The following is a 24,839-nucleotide window of genomic DNA, read 5'->3' on the forward strand; positions in this document are numbered from 1 at the left end:
CCACATCATATATAAAGATATAATACCTATCTTCTTAAGGCGTTTCTTCGTAAAAAGCCTCTCTTTTTAAGCAGAATCAGGTTACCTATAACAAATGTAAGTATTGCTGATGCAACCTGGATCGGTAAAAAGAGCTGGAATATAAAAGCCGCTGTATGAAAATCTTCGGCATTATAAGCCGCAAAAAAGTCATAACCAACCAGTGCTGCTGTTACCAATATGGTAATCAAGTTAAACAGCCAGATTTTCTTGCCCTTAATTACATAAAACACACATAGGATAGGCGCAAAGGCAAAAAACAAGTAAAACAAAATCCAAAGTAACCCCATAAAAGCAAAACCTCCTTTTATTCTGTGCTTTTTGGCCTGCTGCCTCCATAGCAGACTTAAGAGATTCACAGCTTTCTTCGTCACACATTAGAATTCCCTCGCATGGCGTAGCATCTGAATCTGATGGCATTGTTCCATTTTTAAATATCTGTGGAAAGCCATTTGCTAAGTTTTTGGCTTCTTAGGCATTATACCAATCATCAGTTTTTAAATCTTCAATATCTGACGAAATGACATTTTAATACGACGAAATGCATTTTCCAGAAAAAAACTACAACTCAATGATAAAAACCATTAAGTTGTAGCCCATTGATTTAATATTTATTTGTATTAGTATTCTTGCTAATATTTAGATTCTGGCAACACCAGTTTCTCTGGCTGCTTTAGCTGTTGCAGTTGCAACGGCTTCTTTTACCCTAGGATCGAATGCCTTTGGAAGGATGTAGTCTGCACTAAGCTCCTCATCAGATACGAGGGATGCGATAGCTTTAGCTGCAGCGATCTTCATCTCGTCGTTGATCTCTGATGCTCTAACATCGAGGGCTCCGCGGAAGATTCCAGGGAAGCAGAGTACATTGTTGATCTGGTTAGGATAGTCGCTTCTTCCTGTTGATACTACTGCTGCGCCTGCTGCCTTAGCTTCGTCAGGGAAGATTTCAGGAGTAGGGTTAGCGCATGCAAAGATGATAGGATCTTTAGCCATAGAGCGAACCATGTCCTGAGTAAGTGTTCCGGGAGCAGATACTCCGATAAATACGTCTGCGCCCTTTATTACATCTGCAAGTGTTCCCTTTTCCTTATCGAAGTTAGTGATCTTAGCCATCTCTTCTTTGATAGGGTTAAGGCCTTCTCTGCCTTCATATATAGCGCCCTTACGGTCTGTCATGATGACATGCTTAAGTCCCATAGCCATAAGGAGCTTGATGATAGCGATTCCTGCTGCGCCAGCGCCGCTTGTTACGATCTTGATATCTTCAATGTTCTTGCCAACAACTTTAAGGGCATTCATAAGTCCTGCAAGTGTGATAACTGCTGTGCCGTGCTGATCATCATGGAAGATCGGGATGTCACTTACTTTTTTGAGCTTCTCTTCGATCTCGAAACATCTTGGAGCTGAAATATCCTCAAGGTTGATACCGCCAAATGAACCAAGAAGGAGGGATATAGTCTTAACGATCTCGTCAACATCCTTACTTCTTACGCAAAGCGGAAATGCGTCAACATCGCCAAATGCTTTAAAGAGTGCACATTTACCTTCCATAACAGGCATACCTGCTTCTGGTCCGATGTCACCAAGTCCCAGAACTGCTGTTCCGTCAGTTACAACTGCAACTGTATTCCAGCGTCTTGTAAGCTCGTAACTCTTATTTATATCCTTCTGAATCTCAAGACAAGGCTGAGCAACACCCGGAGTGTATGCAAGGCTCAGGGCTTCTGATGAATCAACAGGAGCACGGAGCGCAACCTCAATCTTTCCCTTCCATTCGTAGTGCTTGTCAAGTGATACCTTTGCGTAATCCATTTTAGATCCTTTCTAGAATAACTATTATCTTTTGCCTTCCAGGTACTACCGGCAGGCTAGTTATCATTTGTTTTTAAGTTATCTCTTTTTAAGATTGTGTCATGTTGATATTTATATTTTGGCTTCATTTTAACCTCATGTAATGAGCATAGCGAGTGACTAATGATTCAAATTAATGGAGCTCGCGACGTCAATTTAGGTTTGAAAATGGAACATTTTTATTTTTTGATCAAACAGTCAAAAAACAAGCCTAAACAATAATAACACAAAATCCGCAACAAGTGCGGATTTTTATCATTAACAACAGTAAACGACTTTAGAAAATGTTTTATGCCTGTTATCCAATGCTCACATACTGGACATTTGATAACTTACAAAGTGCATTCTCTTAAGTCGTTTACTAAACCTACTTGTAAAAAAGAGGTCACATATTCTCAAGTGTATCTTTGATTGCAAGAATGAAGTCTTCTGTATTCAGTTTCTGTGTATTCTCAAGAGTTGTCATAAGCTGAAGATCACCTGTCATCTTGCCACTTTCGATAGTAGACAGAGTAGCCTTCTCAAGCTTATCTGCAAACTCCATAAGCTCTTTATTACCATCAAGCTCTCCGCGCTTTCTAAGAGCGCCTGTCCATGCGAATATAGTAGCAACAGGGTTAGTAGATGTCTCCTCACCCTTGAGGTGCTTGTAATAGTGCCTTTGAACTGTTCCGTGTGCAGCTTCGTATTCATATACTCCGCTTGGAGATACCAGAACAGAAGTCATCATAGCAAGTGAACCAAAAGCTGATGATACCATATCACTCATAACATCGCCATCGTAGTTCTTGCATGCCCAGATGAATCCGCCCTTAGACTTCATTACTCTAGCTACAGCATCATCGATAAGTGTGTAGAAATATGTTATGCCTGCTTTATCAAATTTATCTTTATAATCTTTTTCGTAAACCTGATCAAAGATAGCTCTAAAGTCTGCATCATAGGTCTTACTGATAGTATCCTTGGTTGCAAACCATACATCCATCTTAGTATCAAGTGCGTACTGGAAGCAGCTGTGTGCAAAGTTTTCTATGGACTTGTCCTTATTATGTATTCCCTGGATGATTCCGGGGCCGTCAAATTCCTGGATTGTCTCACGGATTTCTTTGCCATCAGCGCCTGTAAATACAAGCTCAGCTTTGCCAGGTCCCGGAACCTTGATCTCTACGTTTTTGTATACATCGCCGTAAGCATGACGGGCAAGTGTTATAGGCTTTTCCCAAGTACGAACATTAGGATCGATGCCCTTGACCATGATAGGTGTACGGAATACTGTACCATCCAGGATCGCACGGATAGTACCGTTAGGGGACTTGTACATTTTCTTAAGATCATATTCCTTGACTCTGTCAGCGTTAGGTGTGATAGTTGCACACTTAACTGCTACGCCGTATTTAGCTGTAGCATTGGCAGAATCGATTGTTACCTGATCGTCAGTCTCGTCTCTGTGCTTAAGACCAAGATCATAATACTCTGTTTTAAGATCAATATAAGGTGTAAGAAGGTGCTCCTTGATAAGTGCCCAGATTATCCTGGTCATCTCATCTCCGTCCATCTCAACAATTGGTGTAGTCATCTGGATTTTAGCCATTAAATCTTCTCCTGTCATGAATAAAAAACAATAGTTACATTTAAATTTAGTTCTTTTTTCAAAAATGATCAGAACTTTTCTAATATCATTAATTGTTTGGTCTTAATATGCATTACTTCTTTTCAGAATCTTCTCTATCATCACTATAAAGATCATACAATCCGTATTTGACCATATTGGAGTATGCATTGATCATATGCTGGTTAGCAAGCTGCTCGGCAAGATCTGCATCCTTGTCCTTGATAGCAAGCATGATCTGTTCATGTTCCTTGTTGGATACAGGGCCTCTGTTGGTAGACAGGGTCTTCTGCCTGATCCTAAGTACATACTGATGGAAATCCTTAAGCGTATGCTCTAACATCTTGGAATGACATGATTCATACAAAATAGTATGGAAGCGGTTATCAAGCTCCGCAAGCTGATCCATATGTCCCTTGGCTGCATGGAATTCTGAAAGGTATACTACCTCTTCCATCTCTTCCATCTGCTCCTTGGAGATATTCTCGCAAGCCCATCTTGCGCACAGGCCCTCTAGTTTAGAACGGATCATGTATATATCTTTTACATCATTTGCATGTATTCCGGTAACATACGCTCCTCTATTGGGGATGATCTTAATAAGACCTTCCAGTTCAAGCTGTCTGAATGCTTCACGAACAGGAGTTCTTGAAACTCCAAGTTCCTTGCCTATAGCTACTTCTTTTAACTCTTCATTGTCCTTGTACTTACCGCTTAGAATATCTTCGCGAATCTTGTGGAACACTCTGCCACGTAAGGAGTACTTATCCATCTCTTCGGGATTCAATTCTTTATTTGTCATATTCAACCTCATTATACCGAGTGATTGGCTTCACTCTTATACTTCATTTAAGACATTTTCCATGCCCAGCTCTTTTTGAACATTCCCGATTTCAGTAACAAGTTCTTTGTCAGTTAATACAGTAACTCTTCCATCTGCATACTGCTTGTCTACCCACTCTTTGATCTTTATAACAAGTGGAGACTTTTTATCCATAGCATTCTCATCCCTAAGATGATAATGAATATTGATCCAGTGTGCTATGCCCGCAAGGCCAGAAGTATTGCTTACAGCGCTTATCGGAGGTCTTCTGAGGAACTTCTCTGTATCAAAGATATTGTAGATTTCTTCGTTCTTAAGAAGACCGTCTGCATGGATACCTGCCCTTGTAACATTGAAATTCTTGCCTACAAAAGGAGTCTGTGGCGGAATATGGAATCCGATCTCTTTCTCATAATACTCTGCAAGGTCAGTTATCACCTGAGTATTCATGCCGTTAAGGCTGCCCTTAAGCTGGGCATATTCAAATACCATAGCTTCAAGAGGTGTATTACCTGTACGCTCTCCAATTCCAAACAAAGAGCAGTTAACACCGCTGCAGCCATAGATCCAGGCAGTAGTTGAGTTGGTAACAGCCTTGTAGAAGTCGTTGTGACCATGCCACTCCATAAGCTCTGATGGAACGCCGCCATTAGTATTAAGTGCATATATGATACCCTGTACACTTCTTGGAATAACAGCACCTGAGAAATTGACGCCATATCCCATTGTATCACATGCTCGGACTTTTATCGGTATATTATATTCTTCTTTTAACTTCATAAGCTCGATACAGAAAGGAACCACGAATCCGTAGATGTCTGCACGGGTTATATCTTCAAGATGGCACCTGGGACTTATACCCTCATCAAGGCAGGAGCGAATGACAGAAAGGTAATGCTCCATAGCTTGTCTTCTGGTCATCTTGAGCTTTAAGAAAATATGATAATCTGAACATGATACCAGAATGCCTGTCTCTTTTAGACCTATCTCCTTAACAAGCTTGAAATCTTCCTGACTTGCACGGATCCAGCTTGTAACCTCAGGGAACTTGTAGCCCTTCTCAAGACATTTATAAACCGCATCCCTGTCTTTCTTACTATACAAAAAGAATTCTGACGCCCTTATCATTCCATTAGGTCCGCCAAGCTCATGGAGCATATCATAGATTCTTACTATCTGCTCTGTAGTATACGGCGCACGTGACTGCTGACCATCACGAAAAGTTGTATCTGTGATCCATATATCCCTTGGCATATTGTGGGGAACGATACGATCATTGAATGGAATCTTAGGAATTTCCTCATAAGGGAACATGTTTCTGAAAACGTTCGGCTTCTGGACATCGTCTAAGATATACATGTGCTCTTCGATCTGAAGAAGATTGTTCTTAGAATTCATCGATACCGGACGATTCTGGAATGCGTTATTATCCTGCCTCATTGCAGCTGCCTCCCTGATAGTAATAATGAAAATAAACGTAGATTTTTAAGTGGAATTTTATTTGTGCATAATTGTATACAATCATACGATTTGTGTCAAGGCAGTAAATTTCACGTCTTTGAACCATTACAAAATTAATTATGTATTCCATATGTTTTGTTCCGATATATAATTTAGAGTAAACGATCAAAAAAGGATACTGTATATGTCTAATAATGCAAATAAGAGCTATTCTGAATTTTTGTCTTACATATTTATTATTACAGGTGCACTGATGGCAAGCTTCTCCGTTGCCTGTATACTCTTGCCCAATGACGCACTCGACTACGGAACTGCAGGTCTTGGCATCATCGCAAGTAAGCTGACCGGTTTAAACTTGTCTGCATGCGTATTTGCTGCTTTTCTCCCATTTATAATCGCAGGCTTTTTTGCGCTTGGAACACATTTTACTATCAAGGCTCTTATAGGATCTGCCGTTTATACCATAGGCCTTGAGATTTTTGAGAACTTCCCTTTTACCCTTGATACTGAGCATTTTATAGCAGTAGCTTTTGGCGGTGCCATACTTGGAGGCGGCTTATCACTGATCCTTAGATTCGGAGGCTGCATAGACGGCTCTGAGATCCTTGCCAACATTGTAGTAGACAAGGTATCTGAGAAGACAGGCAAAAATATCAGTATGACCTCTATATTGGTATCCTTCAACATCATGGTATACACCTTAGCTTTTTTCTTATTAAATCAGAACAGTGCCCTTCTAGGCCTTCTTGTATATATAGTTGCTTCGTCCATAATCGACCACTTCACAGATCACTTCGAGTCAATTAAGCGAGTCACCATCATTACCAAAAATCCTGACGCCATGATCGATAAGATAAGAAATGATATGAAGAAGACCTGCACTGTAATGAACTCCTACGGAGCCATAGCAGGCAAGAACAAGACTGTCATCTGCTACGTAACATATTTTGAACTAAGAAAACTAAGAGATATAATAGATTCATTTGAGGAAAATGCTTTTATAACCGTATCCACAATCGATGAGATTCATATCAAGAGTTAGGATAGCAAGATACTTATCAAATAGTTTTAATGATTAACTTCCCACTTGGACGGACCGGCATCCCCCAAAGTCTTTACAGGGGCAGGCAGTATATAAATCATTACCACGCTTTTTAATCATTTTATAGAATTCATGAGCGTGATAGATGGAGATTCCCATTCTGCCTGGGGTCCGCATGTCTGAGCGAAGCGAGTTTCGGACCCCAGAATGGGAATCTACAGATATCATGCCATGAATTCATAAAATGATTAACAGCGTGGCAATGATTTATATACTGCCTGCCCCTGTAAAGACTTTGGGGGATGCCGGTCCGTCTAAGTGGGAAGTTTGAGTGAATAATAAAACAGAAGGTTTGATGCCCCCCAGCACCAAACCTTCTGTCTTTTTTGATTTTTGCAGTCAGCACCCTCCAGTGCTTTTCTGCAACTTATATAACTTTTCTACCTTCTCTAAAAAAGTTAATCGTCTGACTCGCTATCTGCTGCAACCTTAGCTGCTCTAGCCTCAACCTCTTTGGCCTGAACATCTGAAGGACACTGCTCGTAGCGAGCAAATTCATATTCGAAATCTCCTGCACCCCCAGTCATAGAACGAAGCTGTGTGCAGTATCCGTACAGTTCCATCTGCGGAACATCAGCAGATATCACCTGCTTACCACCGCTTATAGGATCCATACCGGTTACACGGCCGCGACGCTTGTTGAGATCGCCCATAACATCACCTGTGAAGTTATCCGGAACTGTAACCTTCAAAGTTACAATAGGCTCAAGGAGAACAGGTGTTGCCTTCATGAAAGCGTCCTTGAATGCCTGTCTTGCTGCAACCTTGAATGCCATTTCTGAAGAATCTACAGGATGATAAGATCCGTCATAAAGTGTAGCCTTAACGCCTACAACAGGATATGCTGCAAGAGGGCCTCTTTGAACAGACTCTGCAAGACCCTTTTCAACTGCAGGGAAGTAGTTCTTAGGAACTGCACCGCCGACAACTTCTTCTGCAAACTCATAAGACTTAGTCACATCTCCAAGAGGTTCAAAGCGCATCTTAACGTGACCATACTGGCCATGTCCGCCTGTCTGCTTCTTGTACTTAGACTCAACATCAGCACTCTTACGGATAGTCTCGCGGAATGCTACCTTAGGCTTTGTAAGGTCTATCGCAACCTTGTACTCATTAAGGAGCTTGGATGCGATGACATCTATATGCATATCACCCATACCATAGATAAGTGACTGATGATTCTCAGCATCATTGACTACTCTCATGGTAGGATCTTCTGCCTGAAGCTTGGCAAGAGACTGTGCGATCTTATCAATATCACTCTTGTTCTGAGCATGATATCTCTGACAGGTATATGGTGTGGAGATATTCATCTTAGCATACTGTACAGGTGTAGCCTTGGTAGCAAGTGAGTCTCCTGTACTGATATCAAGCTTTTGAAGAGCACAAAGGTCACCTGCATGAACCTCAGATATCTCAGCAGTCTTGTTACCTCTAAGAAGGTACAGCTTACCGATCTTGACTTCTTCATCCTTATTAGGGTCATAAAGAACATCATCTGTCTTAAGAACACCTGAGCGAACCTTTACAAGAGAATATTTTCCAATGAAAGGATCCATGATAGTCTTAAATACAAATGCTGTCTTAGGCTTAGAGAAGTCGAAGTTAGCTTCGAAGATCTCATTGGTCTTAGTATTGATACCGCTCATCTTGCGGTTCTCAGGACTTGGCATGTACTTAACGATATCATCAAGAAGTGTATATACACCTTCACAATATATAGATGAGCCCTGCTCTACAGGTACTATGCTACCATCACATACATTGGTTCTAAGCGCTGATCTGATCTCATTCTCAGAGAATGTCTCTCCGTTAAAATAACGTTCCATGAGATCTTCACTTGTTTCTGCAACTGCTTCCATAAGAGTATCTCTGTAGGAAGCAAGGTATTCTTTACTATAATCCGGAACATCCATAGGAGTTGCTTCTTTATTTTCCCAACGGAAAGCCTTCTCCTGAATTACATTAACGTATCCTATAAGCTTCTCATCTTCACGAACAGGAAGATTGAAAGGCGCTATCTTCTTACCGAATTTATCTACTAAATCCTGGACGACCTGACGATATGAAACTTCATCGATATCCATATCTGAAACATAGATCATACGAGGAATATTGTATTCTTCGCACAGATCCCATGCCTTCTGAGTTCCAACTTCTATGCCGCTCTTACCTGATACAACGATGATAGCTGCATCGGCTACGCTTATAGCTTCCTCAACTTCTCCAACGAAATCGAAGAAACCGGGAGTATCAAGAATATTGATCTTACAGCCATCCCATTCGATCGGGATAGTAGATGTACTGATGGAAATCTTACGCTTTTGTTCTTCTTTGTCATAATCGCTGACGGTATTACCATCATCGATAGATCCAAGTCTGGATGTAACGCCGGCAAGATAACACATAGCTTCCGCCAGAGTTGTCTTACCACAGCTTCCATGTCCAAGCAACACAACGTTACGAATCTTGTCAGTGGTGTAAACGTTCATATCCTGTCCTCCAGTATGTAATTATTTTGGGTAAAATGCAGATAAAACTAGATTCTCCTCCCACATGTCCCATGTATATATTTTACAAACTTTTGCCTTATATGGCAAGAAAAATGTGCATTTGCAATAAAACGTTTTTTCAAATACTAGTGTTTTCTTATATATAATTATGATAAAATCTTAAATAAGTGAATAATAGTCAAATTACATCAATATACTTTTAATATTTTTAATAATAAAAATATGACTTACTCAATATCGTACATAATTGTCAGTGACCGAAATTTACTGCAATAGTCATCACAGAAATATCTATTTTACAGTTGTCTTTCGCAGTTTAAAGTGTTATAGTATCAAAGATGTCATTTAATAAAAATCTTTGAATAATATCTGGACTTAATATGGAAAACTTAACTTGTGGATTTATAGGACTTGGCCTTATCGGCGGATCTATGGCCAAGGCTCTCAAAAACGGCAACAAAAATCTTACTATAATAGCTTATGATGTAAACCTCGAAACCCTGGAGATGTCCCGCGCAGACGGCATCACAGACGAAATATGCACAGAAATAGATGAACGTTTTCTAAAATGTGACTATGTCTTTTTGTGTGCACCTGTAAAGGTCAATATAGCCAATATTGATAAGATATGTAAATACTTAAAAGAAGATGCTATCCTGACTGACATAGGATCTGTAAAGACGAAGATCCATGAACGCATCCATGAACTTTCCCTTGATGATAAGTTCATAGGCGGTCATCCTATGGCAGGAACAGAGCGAATAGGGTATATCAATTCTAAACCCATAATACTTGAAAATGCTTATTATATCCTTACCAAGACTCCAAAAACTTCTGATAAGAAGCTGAACGCATTCTACGATCTTGTTAAGAGTATGGGTGCCATTCCTCTTGTAATGGATCACAAGCAACATGACTATATAGTAGCTGCCATATCACATGTTCCTCATGTGATCTCAGCTTCACTTGTGAATCTTGTCAGGAATTCCGATTCTGAGAACGGCCTTATGAAGCTAACTGCAGCAGGCGGTTTTAAGGATATAACAAGGATTTCTTCTTCATCTCCTGTCATGTGGCAACAGATATGTCTTACCAATACTGAGAATATTTCAAGTCTTTTGGGAAAATATATAGATTCTCTTCAGGATATCAAAGATAAGATCGACAAGGGTGATGGAGACAGCATTATAAGTTTTTTCAAAGATGCAAGAGAATACCGCGAATCCTTCATCGACTCTTCAGGCGGACCTATCAAAAAGGTATATACCATTCATATTGATATTGCCGATCAGCCCGGCGTCCTTGCCACAGTTGCAACGCTCCTTGCTGTTCACAATATCAATATCAAGAACATTGGTATTATTCATAACCGCGAATACCAAAGCGGAAGTCTGCAGATAGAGTTTGGAGATGAGCACGATCAGCTCGAATCTATCGCACTTCTTAAATCGCATGGCTATATCGTCAACTGATAATTGTACTATCTCGTTTATATTCATCCAATATAACAGATATACAAAGTTATAGATATACAAGATTACAGCTAAAGCCATCTTGATTATGATAAAGTCAGACCAAACATACCTATATACTTATAGGTGTATATCATGACTATTAAATCAATGCAATAAATATAATCTCACAATAAGGCAGGTTACTATGATCAAATTAACAAGTGCACCAAAACCACTCAAAGGTGAGGTATACGTCCCCGGAGATAAGTCCATCTCCCATCGCAGCATCATGTTCGCTGCTCTTGCAGAAGGCACCTCACAGATTACAGGCTTCCTTGAAGGTGCTGACTGTCTGTCAACAATTGATTGTTTCAGGAAGCTGGGCGTACTCATCGAGCGCTCCGACAGGCCGCTTAACGGCGTTCCTACTATCACAGTACATGGACAGGGACTTCATGGACTAAAAGAGCCTACAACTACTCTATATACCGGTAACAGCGGTACAACCACAAGACTCATGTCAGGAATTCTTGCTGCCCAGAAATTCGACACCGATATAACAGGTGACGAGTCTATTGAAAAAAGACCCATGGGCAGGATCATAAGGTCTCTGTCAGACATGGGCGCAAGCGTCACAAGCGTTAAAGATAACGGATGCTGCCCTCTTCACATAGAAGGCGGTCATAACCTTCGCGGAATCGTATACCATAATCAGGTAGCTTCCGCTCAGGTCAAGTCCTGTATTCTCCTTGCCGGGCTCTATGCTCAGGGAGATACTGTAGTCCACGAGCCAGCTCTATCCAGAAACCATACCGAGATCATGTTAAGGTACTTTGGCGCAGATGTTCACAATGACGCTACACGCTATGGCCCATCCGCAGCTGTACTTCATCCTGGAATGCCACTGTATGGAAGAAAGATCAATGTCCCGGGAGACATAAGCTCAGCCGCATACTTCATAGCAGCCGCTCTCCTCGTACCGGGATCAGAAGTCCTTATACATAACGTTGGCATAAACGGAACGCGTGCAGGATTCCTTGCTGCTCTTAAGCAGATGGGCGCTGATATTACACTTCTTAATGAGAACAATGACATGGAGCCAAGAGCTGATATCCTTGTAAGATACTCAGAACTAAGAAGCCCCAACAATGATACCTTTGAACTTGGCGGCAAGATGATACCTACTATGATCGATGAGATCCCAATGTTTGCAGTTCTTGCAGCAGTTGCTAATTGCAAGACTATTATAAAAGATGCTGCTGAGCTCAAAGTCAAAGAAAGTAACAGAATCGATGCTATAGTTGATAATCTTAAAGCTATGGGCGCAGATATCACTGCTACAGAAGATGGTATGATCATAAATGGCGGCAAACCTCTTCACGGCGCTGTCATTGATTCTCACAAGGATCACAGAATCGCCATGAGCTTTGCTATAGCATCACTTGTAGCAAATGGCGAGACCAAGATCAAGGATGAGAAATGCGTAGATATCTCCTATCCTACTTTCTTCAGAGACTTTAACAATCTTAAGAACAATTAACAAAAGGTGGTGCAACTAAGATAAAAATTCCTAGTTGCACCACCTTTTTTTATTTTATACTTGCCAGACAGCACATAAACTATTTACTCTTCGTCGTCATCATCGTCATGAGGTACCAGCTCTTCTACTGTCTCATAGACTGCTATACGCTGCCTGTCAGAATCAGGCATTCCTATGAAGATGCATCCATAATTATAGGTATCATCTTCTCTTTTTTCAGAACGAACTATCTGCAGGAATACATTGATAACCTCTTTGGTCCATATTGTAAGCTCTGCCTGATAGTTATCGCCTATCATAAGCTGTTTTGCGCAATTAAAACCCAGTCCATGTCTTGAACAATTCTGAATATCAATAGCTACTTCAGATTCCGGGCCATCACCGCTAAGCGCCTTGAGCATAAGCTTTCCTGTCATTGATAATCTCTTACTCTTACGTCTCTCATTCATAATGTAATCTCCCGTATTTATTGATAATCGTGTTCTAAACCTAACTTCATGTCACGTGCAAAGAAAGTGGCATATGGTTCAAATTGTTGGAGCTCGCAGCACCATTTTGGATATGAAAATTGAATATTCTCATGCTTTGGCACACTCTAGGAAAACAGATCAGCTCCTATTTTTAATATATCGCAAATACGCATCAATGGCAAGTAATATACGTTATTGCGTATTACTTGCCATCATATAACCTCATGTCTTAAATTATTATTTAAGATTATCCATGAATTCGTCTATAAGACTTTGCTGGTATCCATCATCGAAGCTTCCGTCTGTAAATTTTGAAAGTGATTCTGTTCTAAGCTTTGTCCAGGACTGATTTTCTTTATTAACACATATAGGATAATATAATACGCCATTGGACTGCGCCGCTTTCATATCACCTACTGCATCTCCGCACATAAGGATATTTCTTTTGTCATAGCCTTTTTTGGCAATCTCACCGATACAGTATGCCTTACTACCCATATCCTGAGTGCACAGAATATCTACATAGTCAAGGAGACCGAATCTCTCCCACTCAGCTTTGACAGCCTCGGGATTGGCGCTTGAAACAACTGCTATATCACAGCTTTTATGAATCTCTTCCAAAGTCTCTTTAACACCATCAAAAGGTTTTATCTCTTCCTTGGGGAGCTTTTCTATGCCTTCATTGACAGCCCTGCTCCAGTTAAGAGCCTTGGCAAAGATCTGACCGTTTGGGATCATAGCTTCTACTGCCCTATTACTAAGTTCAGGAGCTTCATCTGCCCATTTTACAAGCTCGTCAACACCTTCTATAGCTTTATATCTGTCATTAACTTCTTTTAATGCAACTGCCAGCCCCTTAAAACGGTTAATTCCCCTTGTCTTTGTATAAAGATTAACCCTGTTCCAGCTTGTAAGGATCTCATCCTGCCACTGTTCAAGACTCCATTCTCTTACCATGCAAGGTCCAAAGCATCTATAATGCTTGATATTCATTGTATCCATAGCACATCCATCAGAGTCTATGCATACTATAAAATCTTTCTTTTTAGTAAATGAATCAAATAAAGACATATATTTCCTTCCTAAATAAAGCTTTTGTAAGCCACTAAATCCCTATTATGAAGTCTGTATACTATAAGATATGTAACAAATCTGCCATTGGAGCATTATGTCATATTATAGTATCCGTAATCTTCATAATAATGAATAGAAGTACATCCCTGTACTTCTGGATATTCCATTTTTACGTCCTGTAATGTCGGAATTTGTATTATCTGTATTAAAGTCTTGTATCCCAGCGGCCGCACCATACAAGATCATTGGCAATGCCTTTAAACTCAGACTTACCTGTAAGCTTTTCTACAAGTGCATGCAGATATTCCTTGCTATCACCATATGCGTTGATATAAGTCTTCATCATAGGTATATCATACAGATGATTAGTATAGTTTAAAGATACTGCAATTGTAGGAACCTCTCCTGCAAACCATGGGTTCTGCGCTGAGTGAGAAGCGTCATAACACAGTCTTACATTATTGGTCTGAGCATATCCCTTCATATTGACTACAAAGAGGACCACATCAGTATTTTCTTTAAACTGCTCACGGCCTTCATGTCCCATAACTCTGAACTTATTGAAAGGACTCTGCTTCTCCATCTCAAGCTCGTAGTAATCTTTAGGAGCAGTTACGTTAAAGCCTGCATCCTCAAGCTCTTTCACAAGCATAGCCTTAGCCTTATCAGCACCATTTAAAAGTGATACAGGAGCACTCTCTATAAAATAAAGACGAAGATTCTTCTTGGTAGAAGGATCAAGAGGAAGAATATTCTGTGTATCCTTAACAAGAGTTATGCTCTCGTCAGCTGCCATTTCTGCCTTCTTGTGATGTTCATCACATCCTACTACTGATAAGCCTTCCTTTTCCGGGAACTTCATGTTGTTAAGGCCAAGTTTTGCCTTAAGCCCCAGGATCCTAAGAACAGCATCATCAAGTCTTTCCTTGGATATTGTTCCATTCCTAAGAGCCTGTCTTATATAATCAATATCCTCAGAAGGATCATTGAAGAAAAGGATCATATCGCATCCTGCTGCAATAACTCCGGGTATATAATCCTTCCTAGGCATAGTAGCTGTAAGTCCTACCATATGAGTAGCATCAGTAACGATAAGTCCATTAAAACCAAGCTGCTCTCTAAGAAGGTCCTGAAGAAGCTCTTTAGAAAGAGTTGCAGGCATGATCTCAGAATCCTTGATATCAGGTCTGAACTTCCTGGAATAAGCCTTCTGGCAGATATGTCCCACCATGATACTGTCAAGACCAGCATCAATAAGAGATTTATACACATATCCGTAGCTTTCATCCCACTCATTTGTTGACAGATCATTACATCCCATTACAAGATGCTGATCTCTTTCTTCTGATCCGTCTCCGGGGAAATGCTTGGCAGCGCAGGCGATTCCTCTCTTAGTATACTCATCCATATATGCAAGAGATCGATCTGCAACAAGCTTTGGATCATCTCCGAAAGCTCTTGTATTAACTATAGTATTGCGCCAGTTAGTGACAACATCGCATACAGGAGCAAATGCCCAGTTACAACCAACCGCCTTTGCTTCCTTAGCTCCAACAGATGCCATAGCCCTTACAACACTGTCTGTCTTAGCAGCTCCGCAGGCAGCGCCGCTAGCTACCATAGTACCTTCCGATACAGCGCCATTGCCACCGGCTTCTGTGTTAGCTGCAATAAGAACTGGAACCTTACTGTGCTCCTGGAAGTACTTGTTCTGCTCATATATCTCTTCTAAAGTTCCGCCCTGCCAGCGAACACCGCCGATGTGATATTCGTTTATAAGCTTTGAAAGACTCTCTTCATCTCTTTGAAGAGTCAGATTTATGAAGAGCTGACCGATCTTTTCATCTTCTGTCATGGAGCTAATAGTTTCATTGACCCAGGAAAGCTCCTCTTCGTTTAAATTAAAAGGTTTTTCTTTAAGATTTACCATTACTTACCTCATACCGCGAGTGAAACAAGTGGCTAATGGTTCGAATTGATGGAGCTCGCGACACCAATTCGGGTTTGAAAATGTAACATTTTCAAACTTACTCCTCTTCAATTGACTGTGCCTTAATCCTGGCTATGTCTTTTGAAATACTCTCCATCTTCTCTTTGGTCAGAGGATAGAAATGCATTGCTATTATGTTGCAAAGGTATCCGAATATAAGAATACCAAACATGCAGAAGATACCAACTGCTGCAAGTCCCTTAGAATAAGGTGTATCTACAGTAGGAAGCTGAGCTGATGAGCTTACCTTAGCGCACAGGATACCGATGATAAGTGGCGCAAGTGATGAGATAAGCTTATCAATGAAACTAAAGATTGTTCCGATAAGACCAGGCACATATCTTCCGCTTCTATATACTTCGTAATCTGTACAATCAGCAGTCATAGGATATACAAGACTTCCTGCGATCTGCTTAAATCCTGTGAAGCACACCATAAGTACTACAAAAGCAATTGAGAATGCGTTCCATCCTGTGAACTTGCCATCACCCGGAAGTGAAAGCTGTGTAGGATCGCCAAATGCAAACATTGCTGTAAGTATGCACATGATGATAAGTGCTGCATAGCTTGCAAACTTAAATCCCTTCATCTGTCCAAAGTTTCTGGCTACAAAACCAATACCAAATGCAAGGATAAGTATACTTGGAACAATAGTATATGTTCCGATAAGTCCGTTAGCACCTGCATTGCCGCATACAATAGCATAGATAATGATAGCAACAGTAGCATTACCATTCATCTGTGTAGCAAGCTTGTCTGTGGATGCTGATACTACAAGCATCTGAAGAGCTCTGTTGTGCTTAAGGACATCTATATAGTCTTTAAGTTTAATCTTCTGCTTATCTGTATTACCTGTTCCGTAGAATTCAGGTCTGTCCTTACTTCTTATAGCTATGTAAGTTATAACTGTTAGGAAAAGAGAAAGCGCTGCTACAACCACCCACATCTCCTGGAAGTAGTCCATACCAAATTGATAGTTATGTTTCTTAAGAAGATATGTATATGAGTAAAGAGGTGCAACTGTGAAGAATATTGTATTAAGGGCACCTGCATAGATACCGAATGTAGGTCTTTGCTTAGGATCATTGGTAAGACATGTCTGTGCTGACTTGGTAACTACACACTGGCATGTGTATCCAACGATATATACTGCATAGAATATAACGAAAATCCAGAACTGAGCTGCCTTAGGAAACTTAGGTGTTACAAAGAACATGAATGCTGACATTACAAGCATTATAATCTGACCGCATACAAGGAAAGGTCTGTTCTTACCAAATCTGCCCTTGGTCTTATCAAGGATTATTCCGATGATAGGATCTGTAATACCATCCCATAATCTCATAACTGTAGCAAGTGAAGATGCGATGACAACGCTTGCACCTATTATTCCGTTAAGATAGTAGGATATAAAGATCATCTCCCACATATACAGGTTTGTGGCGATATCATTTACTGCAAGGCCTGCAATCTGCCACCATTTAGCCTTATTTAACCCATTTTTTTCTTGTTCCATTTTAAATTCTCCTTTGTAATCCCCAATAAGGTTTTTCATTGATGTTATGTTATAATAAACTTCGCAAGAAATAAGAACAATGAGTATGTTTGTTAAAAATAGGACAATATTTATATTTTATTTTTTTATATAAATATAGTACAATATTTCCAAAATTTAGTCCGTCTCACAAACTTATTACTCTTCACTTTGGCGAACCAGCATCTCCAAAGCCTTTACAGAATTAGGCAGTATATGGATCATTATCACACTGTTAATCATTTTATGGCAGGAATCAGAGGTTATTTATGAAAAATCAGTACTTAGACTATGCTGTTTCTTTTTTTAACAAATTAAATCTTGGAACCAATATTGTAAATGCAGGTGAACCACTTCCAGATGACATAGACCTCGGGCTCAGAAAAGCCATTATGTCCAAAAAGACTGAATCAATTCTCGATTTTGAAGGAATAAACCAGTCTTTTATCGATCAGCATGTCATCTATATGCTCACAGATATATACAGTTGTCACAGTATTATCATCCCAATTCCCGAGCAGGAACTCAATACCGCTTTATTCGTAGGCCCTTATCTTACCGAAATATCAGGAATCCACCGTACGATAGCAATCTGTGACAAACTTGGGATTCCTAAAAACCTAAGAGTATTTATCAATCAGTTTTTTGCAACTATCCCCTCGATCAGCGACTCATCAGTATTAGAAGCTTTTCTGGAAACACTTGGCGAAAATATATACGGCCCCGGTCAGTTCAAGATAGAATATCTAAAGCAGCAGGAAAACGGCGATGCAGAGTATCTGCCCACCATGGACAAGGACAATTATGAAGATATCATGGAACGCCTGGAATACAGATATCAGCTTGAAGAGAAGGTCATCGATTGCATATCCAGAGGCGATTTTAATGCTGCCATGAAATACAGTACCGATCAAGCGATCAGTAATATCGACAACAGATCCACCAATACCTTAAGAAGTAAAAAAAATAACATGCTGGCATTCAACACAATATGCAGAAAAGGCGCAGAGAGAGGCAATGTGCATCCTGTCCATCTAGATGAAATGTCACGAAGAATGGCTATACTGATTGAAAACATGACTTCGCCAAATCAGGTACAGGACGTTCATAGAGAAATACTAAAAAAATACTGTAATATGGTTCAGCGCAATTCTACAACCGGCTACTCTCCTACAATGCAGAAGGTCATCAATCACATAATGCTAAGCCTTACAGATACAGATCTTACTCTTCAAAGTACTGCAGACAGCCTTGGCCTTAACAAAAGCTACCTTGCTACTCTTTTCAAAAAAGAGACCGGCAAGACCTTCACCACTTATGTTAATGACAAGCGCATAGATCATGCCATCTTCTTATTGAATTCATCGGATCTTCAGGTCCAGGAGATTGCAAGTTCCTGCGGGATCCCCGATGTAACATACTTTACAAGGATCTTCAAAAAAGAAAAAGGCATGACCCCAAAACAGTATCGTAAGATGCTGTCACAAAAATAATGTGCTGTCTCGTTTACTATAGTTAAAGCTCTATAATTCCCACTTGAAAAGTCCATATCCAAGCTGGAATTTGAGTTATAGATAAACGAGACAGTTCGCCATATTTTTAAGTTCTGCATCAAAGGCTTTTATCACTTTTGTATGATCTTGGTAAGTTCTGCATTAAGAGCTTTCATCTCTTCTTCTGTATAATCAGGTTTTGCATAGAAGAAGAACTTCTCCAATGTAAAGGTTCCTACCATATCTCTAAGCGCCTCACCAACGTCGGGCATTCTCTTATCTATAACTGCAGTAGCTTCCTTAGATGCAAGAAGGTCATTTATAGTACTTCTTATAGACAGATAACCCTCAGGAAACAGTTCCTTCTCACTCTGCTCATCAAGGAACCAGTTACGTACGTTAAGTCCCGGGTTCTGATCTACATATACATAAGATGTATCAGCTTCTTCTACTCTTACAAATGTAGCTTCATCGCACACATCTTTTGCCCTTGCAACGATCTTATTATCTCCCATTTCAAGAGGTATATTATCAAAGACTGCACTGCCGTTATCTACCTTGGCACTATATTCATGTCCTGATGCGATAAGAGTCACTTCTTCAAGATTAGAATATACCTTGACTGTGATCTTATCAGCGCACCTGTTCACATATCTCTTACTTGCAATAGATACGAAAGGATCTGATGACCACATTGCCTTGTAGTAATAGAAACTGTCTTTACGAGTCTGTCTGTCAAAAGTCACAAGGCCCTTAATATTCCTATTCTTGATATTGGCAGCTTGTCTTACAGGACTTGTAAAGTCGAACATATTCCATACAAAACTGCCCCAGACAAAATCACGCCCAGCCATCTCAGGATACACGCTCTCATGATACAGAGCCTGAAACTCTTCTGAATAGTCGTTTACCTTAGGATCATCACTATGATAAGCAGTATTGGTATCAGCGCCATACTCAGATATACCAAGAGGCATGTTCGGGTTCACCTTATGGAACTCGTCAAGGAACTTGCCATGGTCAGCGAATTCTCCGTAGTACCAGCCATAATAGATGTTATAAGCTGTAACATCTGTAACCTGATTAAGAGTGCTGTCAGAGTGAACCACATTAAGGTTAGCACAGGTAGACAGTCTGCTGTCATCGAGAGCATGAACCATATCATTAAGCACATGGAGTCTGTCTGCCATATACGGAAACTCTCCGTATATAGCAATCTCATTCTGAATCCCCCAGAAACATATGGAAGGATGATGCATATTCTGAAGGATCATCTCTGTAAGCTGATGCTTGGCATCTTCAAATATGTCATCTTCTTCAGGGAGCTTAAGCAGCGGAATCTCAGCCCATACAACAAGCCCCATCTCATCGCACATAGAATATACTTCCTGAGGATGAGGATAGTGAGACAGACGCACAGCGTTAGCTCCAATCTCATGGATAAGTTCCATATCCTTCTTCCAGTTATCCATAGTAGCTGCCGAGAATACGCCGTCAGTATCCTGATGCTTGGCAACGCCGCGGAGCTTTACATGCTCACCGTTTAAGAAAAAGCCCTTATCCGCATCCATCTTAATACTTCTAAAGCCGACCTCTTTATCAACCCTGTCGACTTCTATACCATCTATATATAAAGATGCTCTTGCAGTATACATATGAGCATCATCTCTTCCATTCCAAAGTTTTGGAGAAGGGATAGTTACAGCTCTGCATAGCTTATCGCCGGACTCACAGTTTGAGAATTTCTTGCCGCTTGTAAGATCCAGATCATTGGCTTTCTGAACATCCATTTCATGAGTCATATGAACATCTGTTTCAGAAGTCTTCTGAATAGCTGTTTCGTCAGCTTTCTGAATATCAATTTCATCAGCTGCAAGCTCTCTGCCATCTTCAAGGATAGAGATCCTGACCTTTGCATTATCTGTATCTGATTCCAATGAACAGATCGTTCTTGCAAGAAGCTCTCCGTCTCCATTCTCATTTACAAGAGTATTAAAAAGGACACCATCACATCCATAGAAGGTTCTGTCAAAGCAGTTATACTCAGTCTCTATGAATTCAACTTTTCTATGAATACCGCCAAAGACTGCAAAATCGCCTGAAATAGGGGATACCATCAGCTTCTTGTCAGTACTTACAAGGACAGTGAATATATTCTCACCATTTATAAGACTATCTGTGAGCTCTACTGCAAAAAGGTTGTATCCACCTGCATGGCTGCCTATCTCATGCCCGTTAAGGAATATCTTACAGAATTTATCTACTCCGTAGAACTTTACAAATACTCTCTGACTATCTTTTTTGACATAATCAAATCTCTTCTGATAGAAAGCTTCTCCCTGATAATAATCACCATCTTTGTACCAGGTATGGGGGACAGTAACTATCTCACCGTCCAGACATTGTGACGGATCGATCTCCTGCCACATCTTCTTTCCAAAGTACCAATAATTGTTCCATTCTACTGTATGTACCATATAAACCTCACCATATATGTTTTTGAAACTTCACGCTCTGGTGGTGCAGTATCAACAAAGGATTTACAGGGGGATGTGGTCCGCGGTGGACAGAATATAAATCATCACCACGCTGTTAATTGTTTTATTATTCATGGCATGCTATCTGGAGCTTTCCATTCTGGGGGCCGAAACTCGCTTACGCTCAAACATGCGGCCCCCTGGCAGAATGAAAATCTCCATCTATCACGCTCATGAATTATATAAAACAATTAAAAGCGTGGTGATGTTTTATATTCTGTCCACCGCGGGCCACATCCCCCTGCAAATCCTTTGTTGATACTAGATCGTCCAAATTGAAAGTTTAGTTACTTATTCGATTCTAAATGTTAGCATATTCGATCAGTAGATAATAGGAAAATATATCAGCAAATAGCAATATTTGTTTCATTCATGATCTTGCCATAAATAATGAAAATTTACAGACTTCCCACTTGGACGGTGCGCTATCGCCAAAGGATTTGCAGGGGCTGGTAGTATATAGATCATTGCCATGCTTTTTAATCGTTTTATTAACTTCATGAGCATGATAGATGGAGATTTTCATTCTGCCCGGGGTCCAACTGCCTGAGCGAAGCGAGTTTTGGACCCCAGAATGAAAAGCACCAGCTATCGTGCCATGAAGTTTAAAACGATTAACAGCATGGCAATGATCTATATACTGCTTGCCCCAGCAAAGCTTTTGGTGATAGCGCGCCGTTCAAGTGGGCAGCGCTGGCGAAAAAAAACATGCCACTGTATCAGTAAAGCGGCATGTTCTGAAAAAATTTATTATCTTTTAGTACTTGAATGTAAAGTCGTAGGATTCTTCCTGACTTACTATAGATCCATCACTTGCAGATACGTAGAATGTTGCTCCTAATGCAAAGCAGTCGATAGTTCCTTCAACTGCTGCGTCATCACTTGTAAACGCAATTACTTCACTACCATCAGAGTTCTCATCTACGCTGCCCCATCCGCGAATCTCTTTGGTATCATCTATATGGATCACGATGTCATAAGATCCGCTTTCCATTCCTTCAGTGATGATAAGATAGCTGTCACTCTTATAATCGCCATAATAGCCGCACATAGTAGAGTCAGGGAAGCTGAAAGTTACCTCTCCCTGAATATCTGCAAGCGAACTTGCAAGGATATAAGCATACCTTTTATATCTCATGGCTGTATTATAAGAATAGATCACCGGGTAGATGCTGCCATCTGCATAGCTATCGCTCATCTTCTGGGCCATAGCTGGTACATATTTTTCCCAGTTATCATATTCTGACTTAACATCCTGATAACCGGCAGGATCACTTGTTTCCATCCTGCCCAGAAGACTAAGACACTCTTCTTTCCATACAACAGTTCCCCATCCGCAGACTTCGTTCATTGCTGTCTGGTTAGGAGCGTTCGTACTAAGACTATCATACTCATCATAAAGAGCTACTATACTTGTAAGCTCATCTGTCAGTGAATTAGAAGAAGCTGTAATCTCTGTAACCTTTGTCTTTATATCATCTGTATAATCTTTGGTGAATTGTTCATAATCACCATCTACAGATTCATCAGTTACAGCACTATCTTCAACTGCTGTATCATCTGCAGATACCGCATCATCACCGGCTTCTGAATCATTACCTTGTTCTACATTTTCATCAGAAGCACCATCTGTAAGATTCACGCCTTCTACATACGGAGCTGATCCTGTCGCGCATCCTTCTAAAACAACTGATCCTGCAAGTAACATTACCAATACATATTTTTTCATATCGTGTCTCCTGGAACTGCATTGAATAAATAATGTTACCCCCAACGAATTGTTCCACTATACCATTAACTTAAGCTACTTACAAATTCACTTTGGCATTTTGTCTGTAAAAAAGCATGCATCTCCAAATGAGAAAAATCTGTACTTAAGCTTTATAGCCTCATTATATGCATTAAGCACATGTTCTCTTCCTGCGAGTGCTGAAACAAGCATTACAAGCGTTGACTCCGGAAGATGGAAGTTAGTGATAAGACAGTCAAGGACCTTAAACTTATATCCTGGATATATGAATATTGAAGTGTTATCAGAGCATTCCTTAAGGTGACCGTTCTCATCAGCAGCGCTTTCAATAGTCCTGCAGCTTGTAGTTCCTACGCAGATAACTCTGTGTCCGGACTCTTTTGCTTTATTGATCTTATCAGCAGCTTCCTGTGTTACCTGATACCACTCTGTATGCATATGATGCTCAAGGACATTATCAACCTTAACAGGTCTGAAAGTTCCAAGACCTACGTGAAGAGTTACGTATGCAAGATCTATGCCTTTTTTCTCAATGGCATCAAGAAGCTCACGTGTAAAGTGAAGTCCTGCTGTAGGAGCAGCTGCTGATCCGTCAAACTTGGCATAAACAGTCTGGTACATATTCTTGTCCTGAAGTTTATGTGTGATATATGGAGGAAGAGGCATCTCGCCAAGAGAATCAAGCACTTCTTCCCAGATACCGTCATAATAGAACTTAACGAGTCTGTTACCATCTTCAATTACTTCAAGAACCTCAGCCTTGAGCCTTCCGTCGCCAAATGTCACTCTGGCACCGGGGCGCATCTTCTTACCGGGCTTTACAAGAGTCTCCCAGACATCATTCTCTCTTCTTTTAAGAAGGAGAATCTCAATTGCAGCACCGGTCTCTTCCTTGGTTCCAAGAAGTCTTGCAGGGATAACCTTGGTATTATTAAGAACAAGGCAGTCTCCGGGCTCAAGATAATCTATGATATCTTTGAAAACATGGTGCTGGATCTCTCCGGTTTTTTTGTCCATAACAAGAAGCTTTGATGCAGCACGGTCCTCAAGTGGATCCTGCGCTATAAGCTCCTGTGGAAGGTCAAAATAATAATCCGATGTGCGAAGTCCGAGCATCGGATCATTTTCTTTGTTATTAATCTCATTGGTACTCATATCTATTACTTCCTTACCGTATTAGTCAAAATATCTCTAATACTTATGATATCAATCCATAAATATGAATGAGTCAGTATACTGGTATGCTGACACTAAGAGCCATATTTATGAACATCATTTAACAATCATTGTCTCGAAATTCTAATTATACTCTATTTCTTTGAATTTTACACTCATATTTTTTATTAGCAATATCAAATAATTCTCGTACTTCTTCATTAGGAATATATGCTTCATTGATCCTTGCATCGTATCCCAGATCCCCAATATGTACAAGGGCTGCAAGTACATCTATAATTTCCAGGATCCAGATACATTCCCATGAACAGCCCCCATCCTTCCGATATACTATAGTTTATTATAAGCTCATGCCAGGATATGTTCAAACGCCGCTTACTCTGTCATAATTAAAGTAACCATTTTACTAAAGATGTGATATAC

Annotated in this window: 17 protein-coding genes; 4 read left to right on the top strand and 13 right to left on the bottom strand. The window is 40.3% G+C overall.

Going from position 1 to position 24,839, the window contains the following annotated elements; all coding sequences use genetic code 11:
- Positions 1-26: 26 nt before the first annotated feature.
- From BMX21_RS08325 to BMX21_RS08345, 5 genes are all read right to left on the bottom strand, one after another.
- Positions 27-329, bottom strand: coding sequence for a hypothetical protein (locus BMX21_RS08325; RefSeq protein ID WP_027218186.1), 303 nt, complete (start codon positions 327-329; stop codon positions 27-29).
- 349 nt (positions 330-678) lie between these two features.
- Entirely contained in the window at positions 679-1,851 is a 1,173-nt protein-coding gene (locus BMX21_RS08330; protein ID WP_027205934.1) for an NAD(P)-dependent malic enzyme, read from the bottom strand.
- Between the two features lie 424 nt (positions 1,852-2,275).
- On the bottom strand, positions 2,276-3,481 hold the full coding sequence (locus BMX21_RS08335; RefSeq protein ID WP_092043277.1) for an NADP-dependent isocitrate dehydrogenase: 1,206 nt from the start codon (positions 3,479-3,481) through the stop codon (positions 2,276-2,278).
- Positions 3,482-3,593: 112 nt separating this feature from the next.
- Positions 3,594-4,301: a GntR family transcriptional regulator gene (locus tag BMX21_RS08340; RefSeq protein WP_022752982.1), complete on the bottom strand. Its 708-nt coding sequence runs from the start codon at positions 4,299-4,301 to the stop codon at positions 3,594-3,596.
- A 36-nt stretch (positions 4,302-4,337) separates the two neighbouring features.
- Entirely contained in the window at positions 4,338-5,762 is a 1,425-nt protein-coding gene (locus BMX21_RS08345; RefSeq protein WP_092043280.1) for a 2-isopropylmalate synthase, read from the bottom strand.
- A 205-nt stretch (positions 5,763-5,967) separates the two neighbouring features.
- Here BMX21_RS08345 and BMX21_RS08350 point away from each other — a divergent pair, with 205 nt between their 5' ends.
- Entirely contained in the window at positions 5,968-6,825 is an 858-nt protein-coding gene (locus tag BMX21_RS08350; protein ID WP_092043282.1) for a YitT family protein, read from the top strand.
- 458 nt (positions 6,826-7,283) lie between these two features.
- Here BMX21_RS08350 and fusA read toward each other — a convergent pair whose 3' ends face one another.
- Positions 7,284-9,377, bottom strand: a complete 2,094-nt coding sequence (fusA, locus tag BMX21_RS08355) for an elongation factor G (protein ID WP_022752985.1) — start codon at positions 9,375-9,377, stop codon at positions 7,284-7,286.
- A 401-nt stretch (positions 9,378-9,778) separates the two neighbouring features.
- Here fusA and BMX21_RS08360 point away from each other — a divergent pair, with 401 nt between their 5' ends.
- Positions 9,779-10,870 carry a prephenate dehydrogenase/arogenate dehydrogenase family protein gene (locus BMX21_RS08360; protein WP_022752986.1) on the top strand — a complete coding sequence of 364 codons (1,092 nt, stop codon included), beginning with the start codon at positions 9,779-9,781 and terminating at the stop codon, positions 10,868-10,870.
- A gap of 187 nt (positions 10,871-11,057) precedes the next feature.
- The gene (aroA, locus tag BMX21_RS08365; RefSeq protein WP_092043284.1) at positions 11,058-12,392 is read left to right on the top strand and encodes a 3-phosphoshikimate 1-carboxyvinyltransferase; all 1,335 of its coding nucleotides are present in this window, start codon (positions 11,058-11,060) and stop codon (positions 12,390-12,392) included.
- A gap of 83 nt (positions 12,393-12,475) precedes the next feature.
- Here aroA and BMX21_RS08370 read toward each other — a convergent pair whose 3' ends face one another.
- The 4 genes from BMX21_RS08370 to BMX21_RS08385 all read right to left on the bottom strand — a co-directional run bounded on the left by BMX21_RS08370 (position 12,476) and on the right by BMX21_RS08385 (position 17,442).
- Positions 12,476-12,841, bottom strand: a complete 366-nt coding sequence (locus tag BMX21_RS08370; RefSeq protein WP_022752988.1) for a PilZ domain-containing protein — start codon at positions 12,839-12,841, stop codon at positions 12,476-12,478.
- 258 nt (positions 12,842-13,099) lie between these two features.
- Entirely contained in the window at positions 13,100-13,933 is an 834-nt protein-coding gene (locus BMX21_RS08375) for an HAD family hydrolase (protein ID WP_092043287.1), read from the bottom strand.
- 208 nt (positions 13,934-14,141) lie between these two features.
- The gene (locus tag BMX21_RS08380; protein WP_092043290.1) at positions 14,142-15,866 is read right to left on the bottom strand and encodes a glycoside hydrolase family 3 protein; all 1,725 of its coding nucleotides are present in this window, start codon (positions 15,864-15,866) and stop codon (positions 14,142-14,144) included.
- 97 nt (positions 15,867-15,963) lie between these two features.
- Positions 15,964-17,442, bottom strand: a complete 1,479-nt coding sequence (locus BMX21_RS08385) for an MFS transporter (RefSeq protein WP_092043293.1) — start codon at positions 17,440-17,442, stop codon at positions 15,964-15,966.
- A 287-nt stretch (positions 17,443-17,729) separates the two neighbouring features.
- Here BMX21_RS08385 and BMX21_RS08390 point away from each other — a divergent pair, with 287 nt between their 5' ends.
- Positions 17,730-18,953 (top strand): AraC family transcriptional regulator, encoded by a 1,224-nt coding sequence (locus tag BMX21_RS08390; protein WP_092043296.1) that lies wholly within the window; start codon positions 17,730-17,732, stop codon positions 18,951-18,953.
- Positions 18,954-19,084: 131 nt separating this feature from the next.
- Here the strand turns inward: BMX21_RS08390 and BMX21_RS08395 are convergent, their stop codons facing one another.
- From BMX21_RS08395 to queA, 3 genes are all read right to left on the bottom strand, one after another.
- Positions 19,085-21,430, bottom strand: coding sequence for a glycoside hydrolase family 2 protein (locus BMX21_RS08395; RefSeq protein ID WP_092043299.1), 2,346 nt, complete (start codon positions 21,428-21,430; stop codon positions 19,085-19,087).
- Between the two features lie 817 nt (positions 21,431-22,247).
- Positions 22,248-23,219 (bottom strand): hypothetical protein, encoded by a 972-nt coding sequence (locus tag BMX21_RS08400; protein WP_092043302.1) that lies wholly within the window; start codon positions 23,217-23,219, stop codon positions 22,248-22,250.
- Between the two features lie 87 nt (positions 23,220-23,306).
- On the bottom strand, positions 23,307-24,395 hold the full coding sequence (queA, locus tag BMX21_RS08405) for a tRNA preQ1(34) S-adenosylmethionine ribosyltransferase-isomerase QueA (protein WP_022752995.1): 1,089 nt from the start codon (positions 24,393-24,395) through the stop codon (positions 23,307-23,309).
- Positions 24,396-24,839: the final 444 nt, after the last annotated feature.

The sequence above is a fragment of the Butyrivibrio sp. TB genome, assembly GCF_900110805.1.
GTDB classification, from domain to species: Bacteria; Bacillota; Clostridia; order Lachnospirales; family Lachnospiraceae; genus Butyrivibrio; species Butyrivibrio fibrisolvens_C.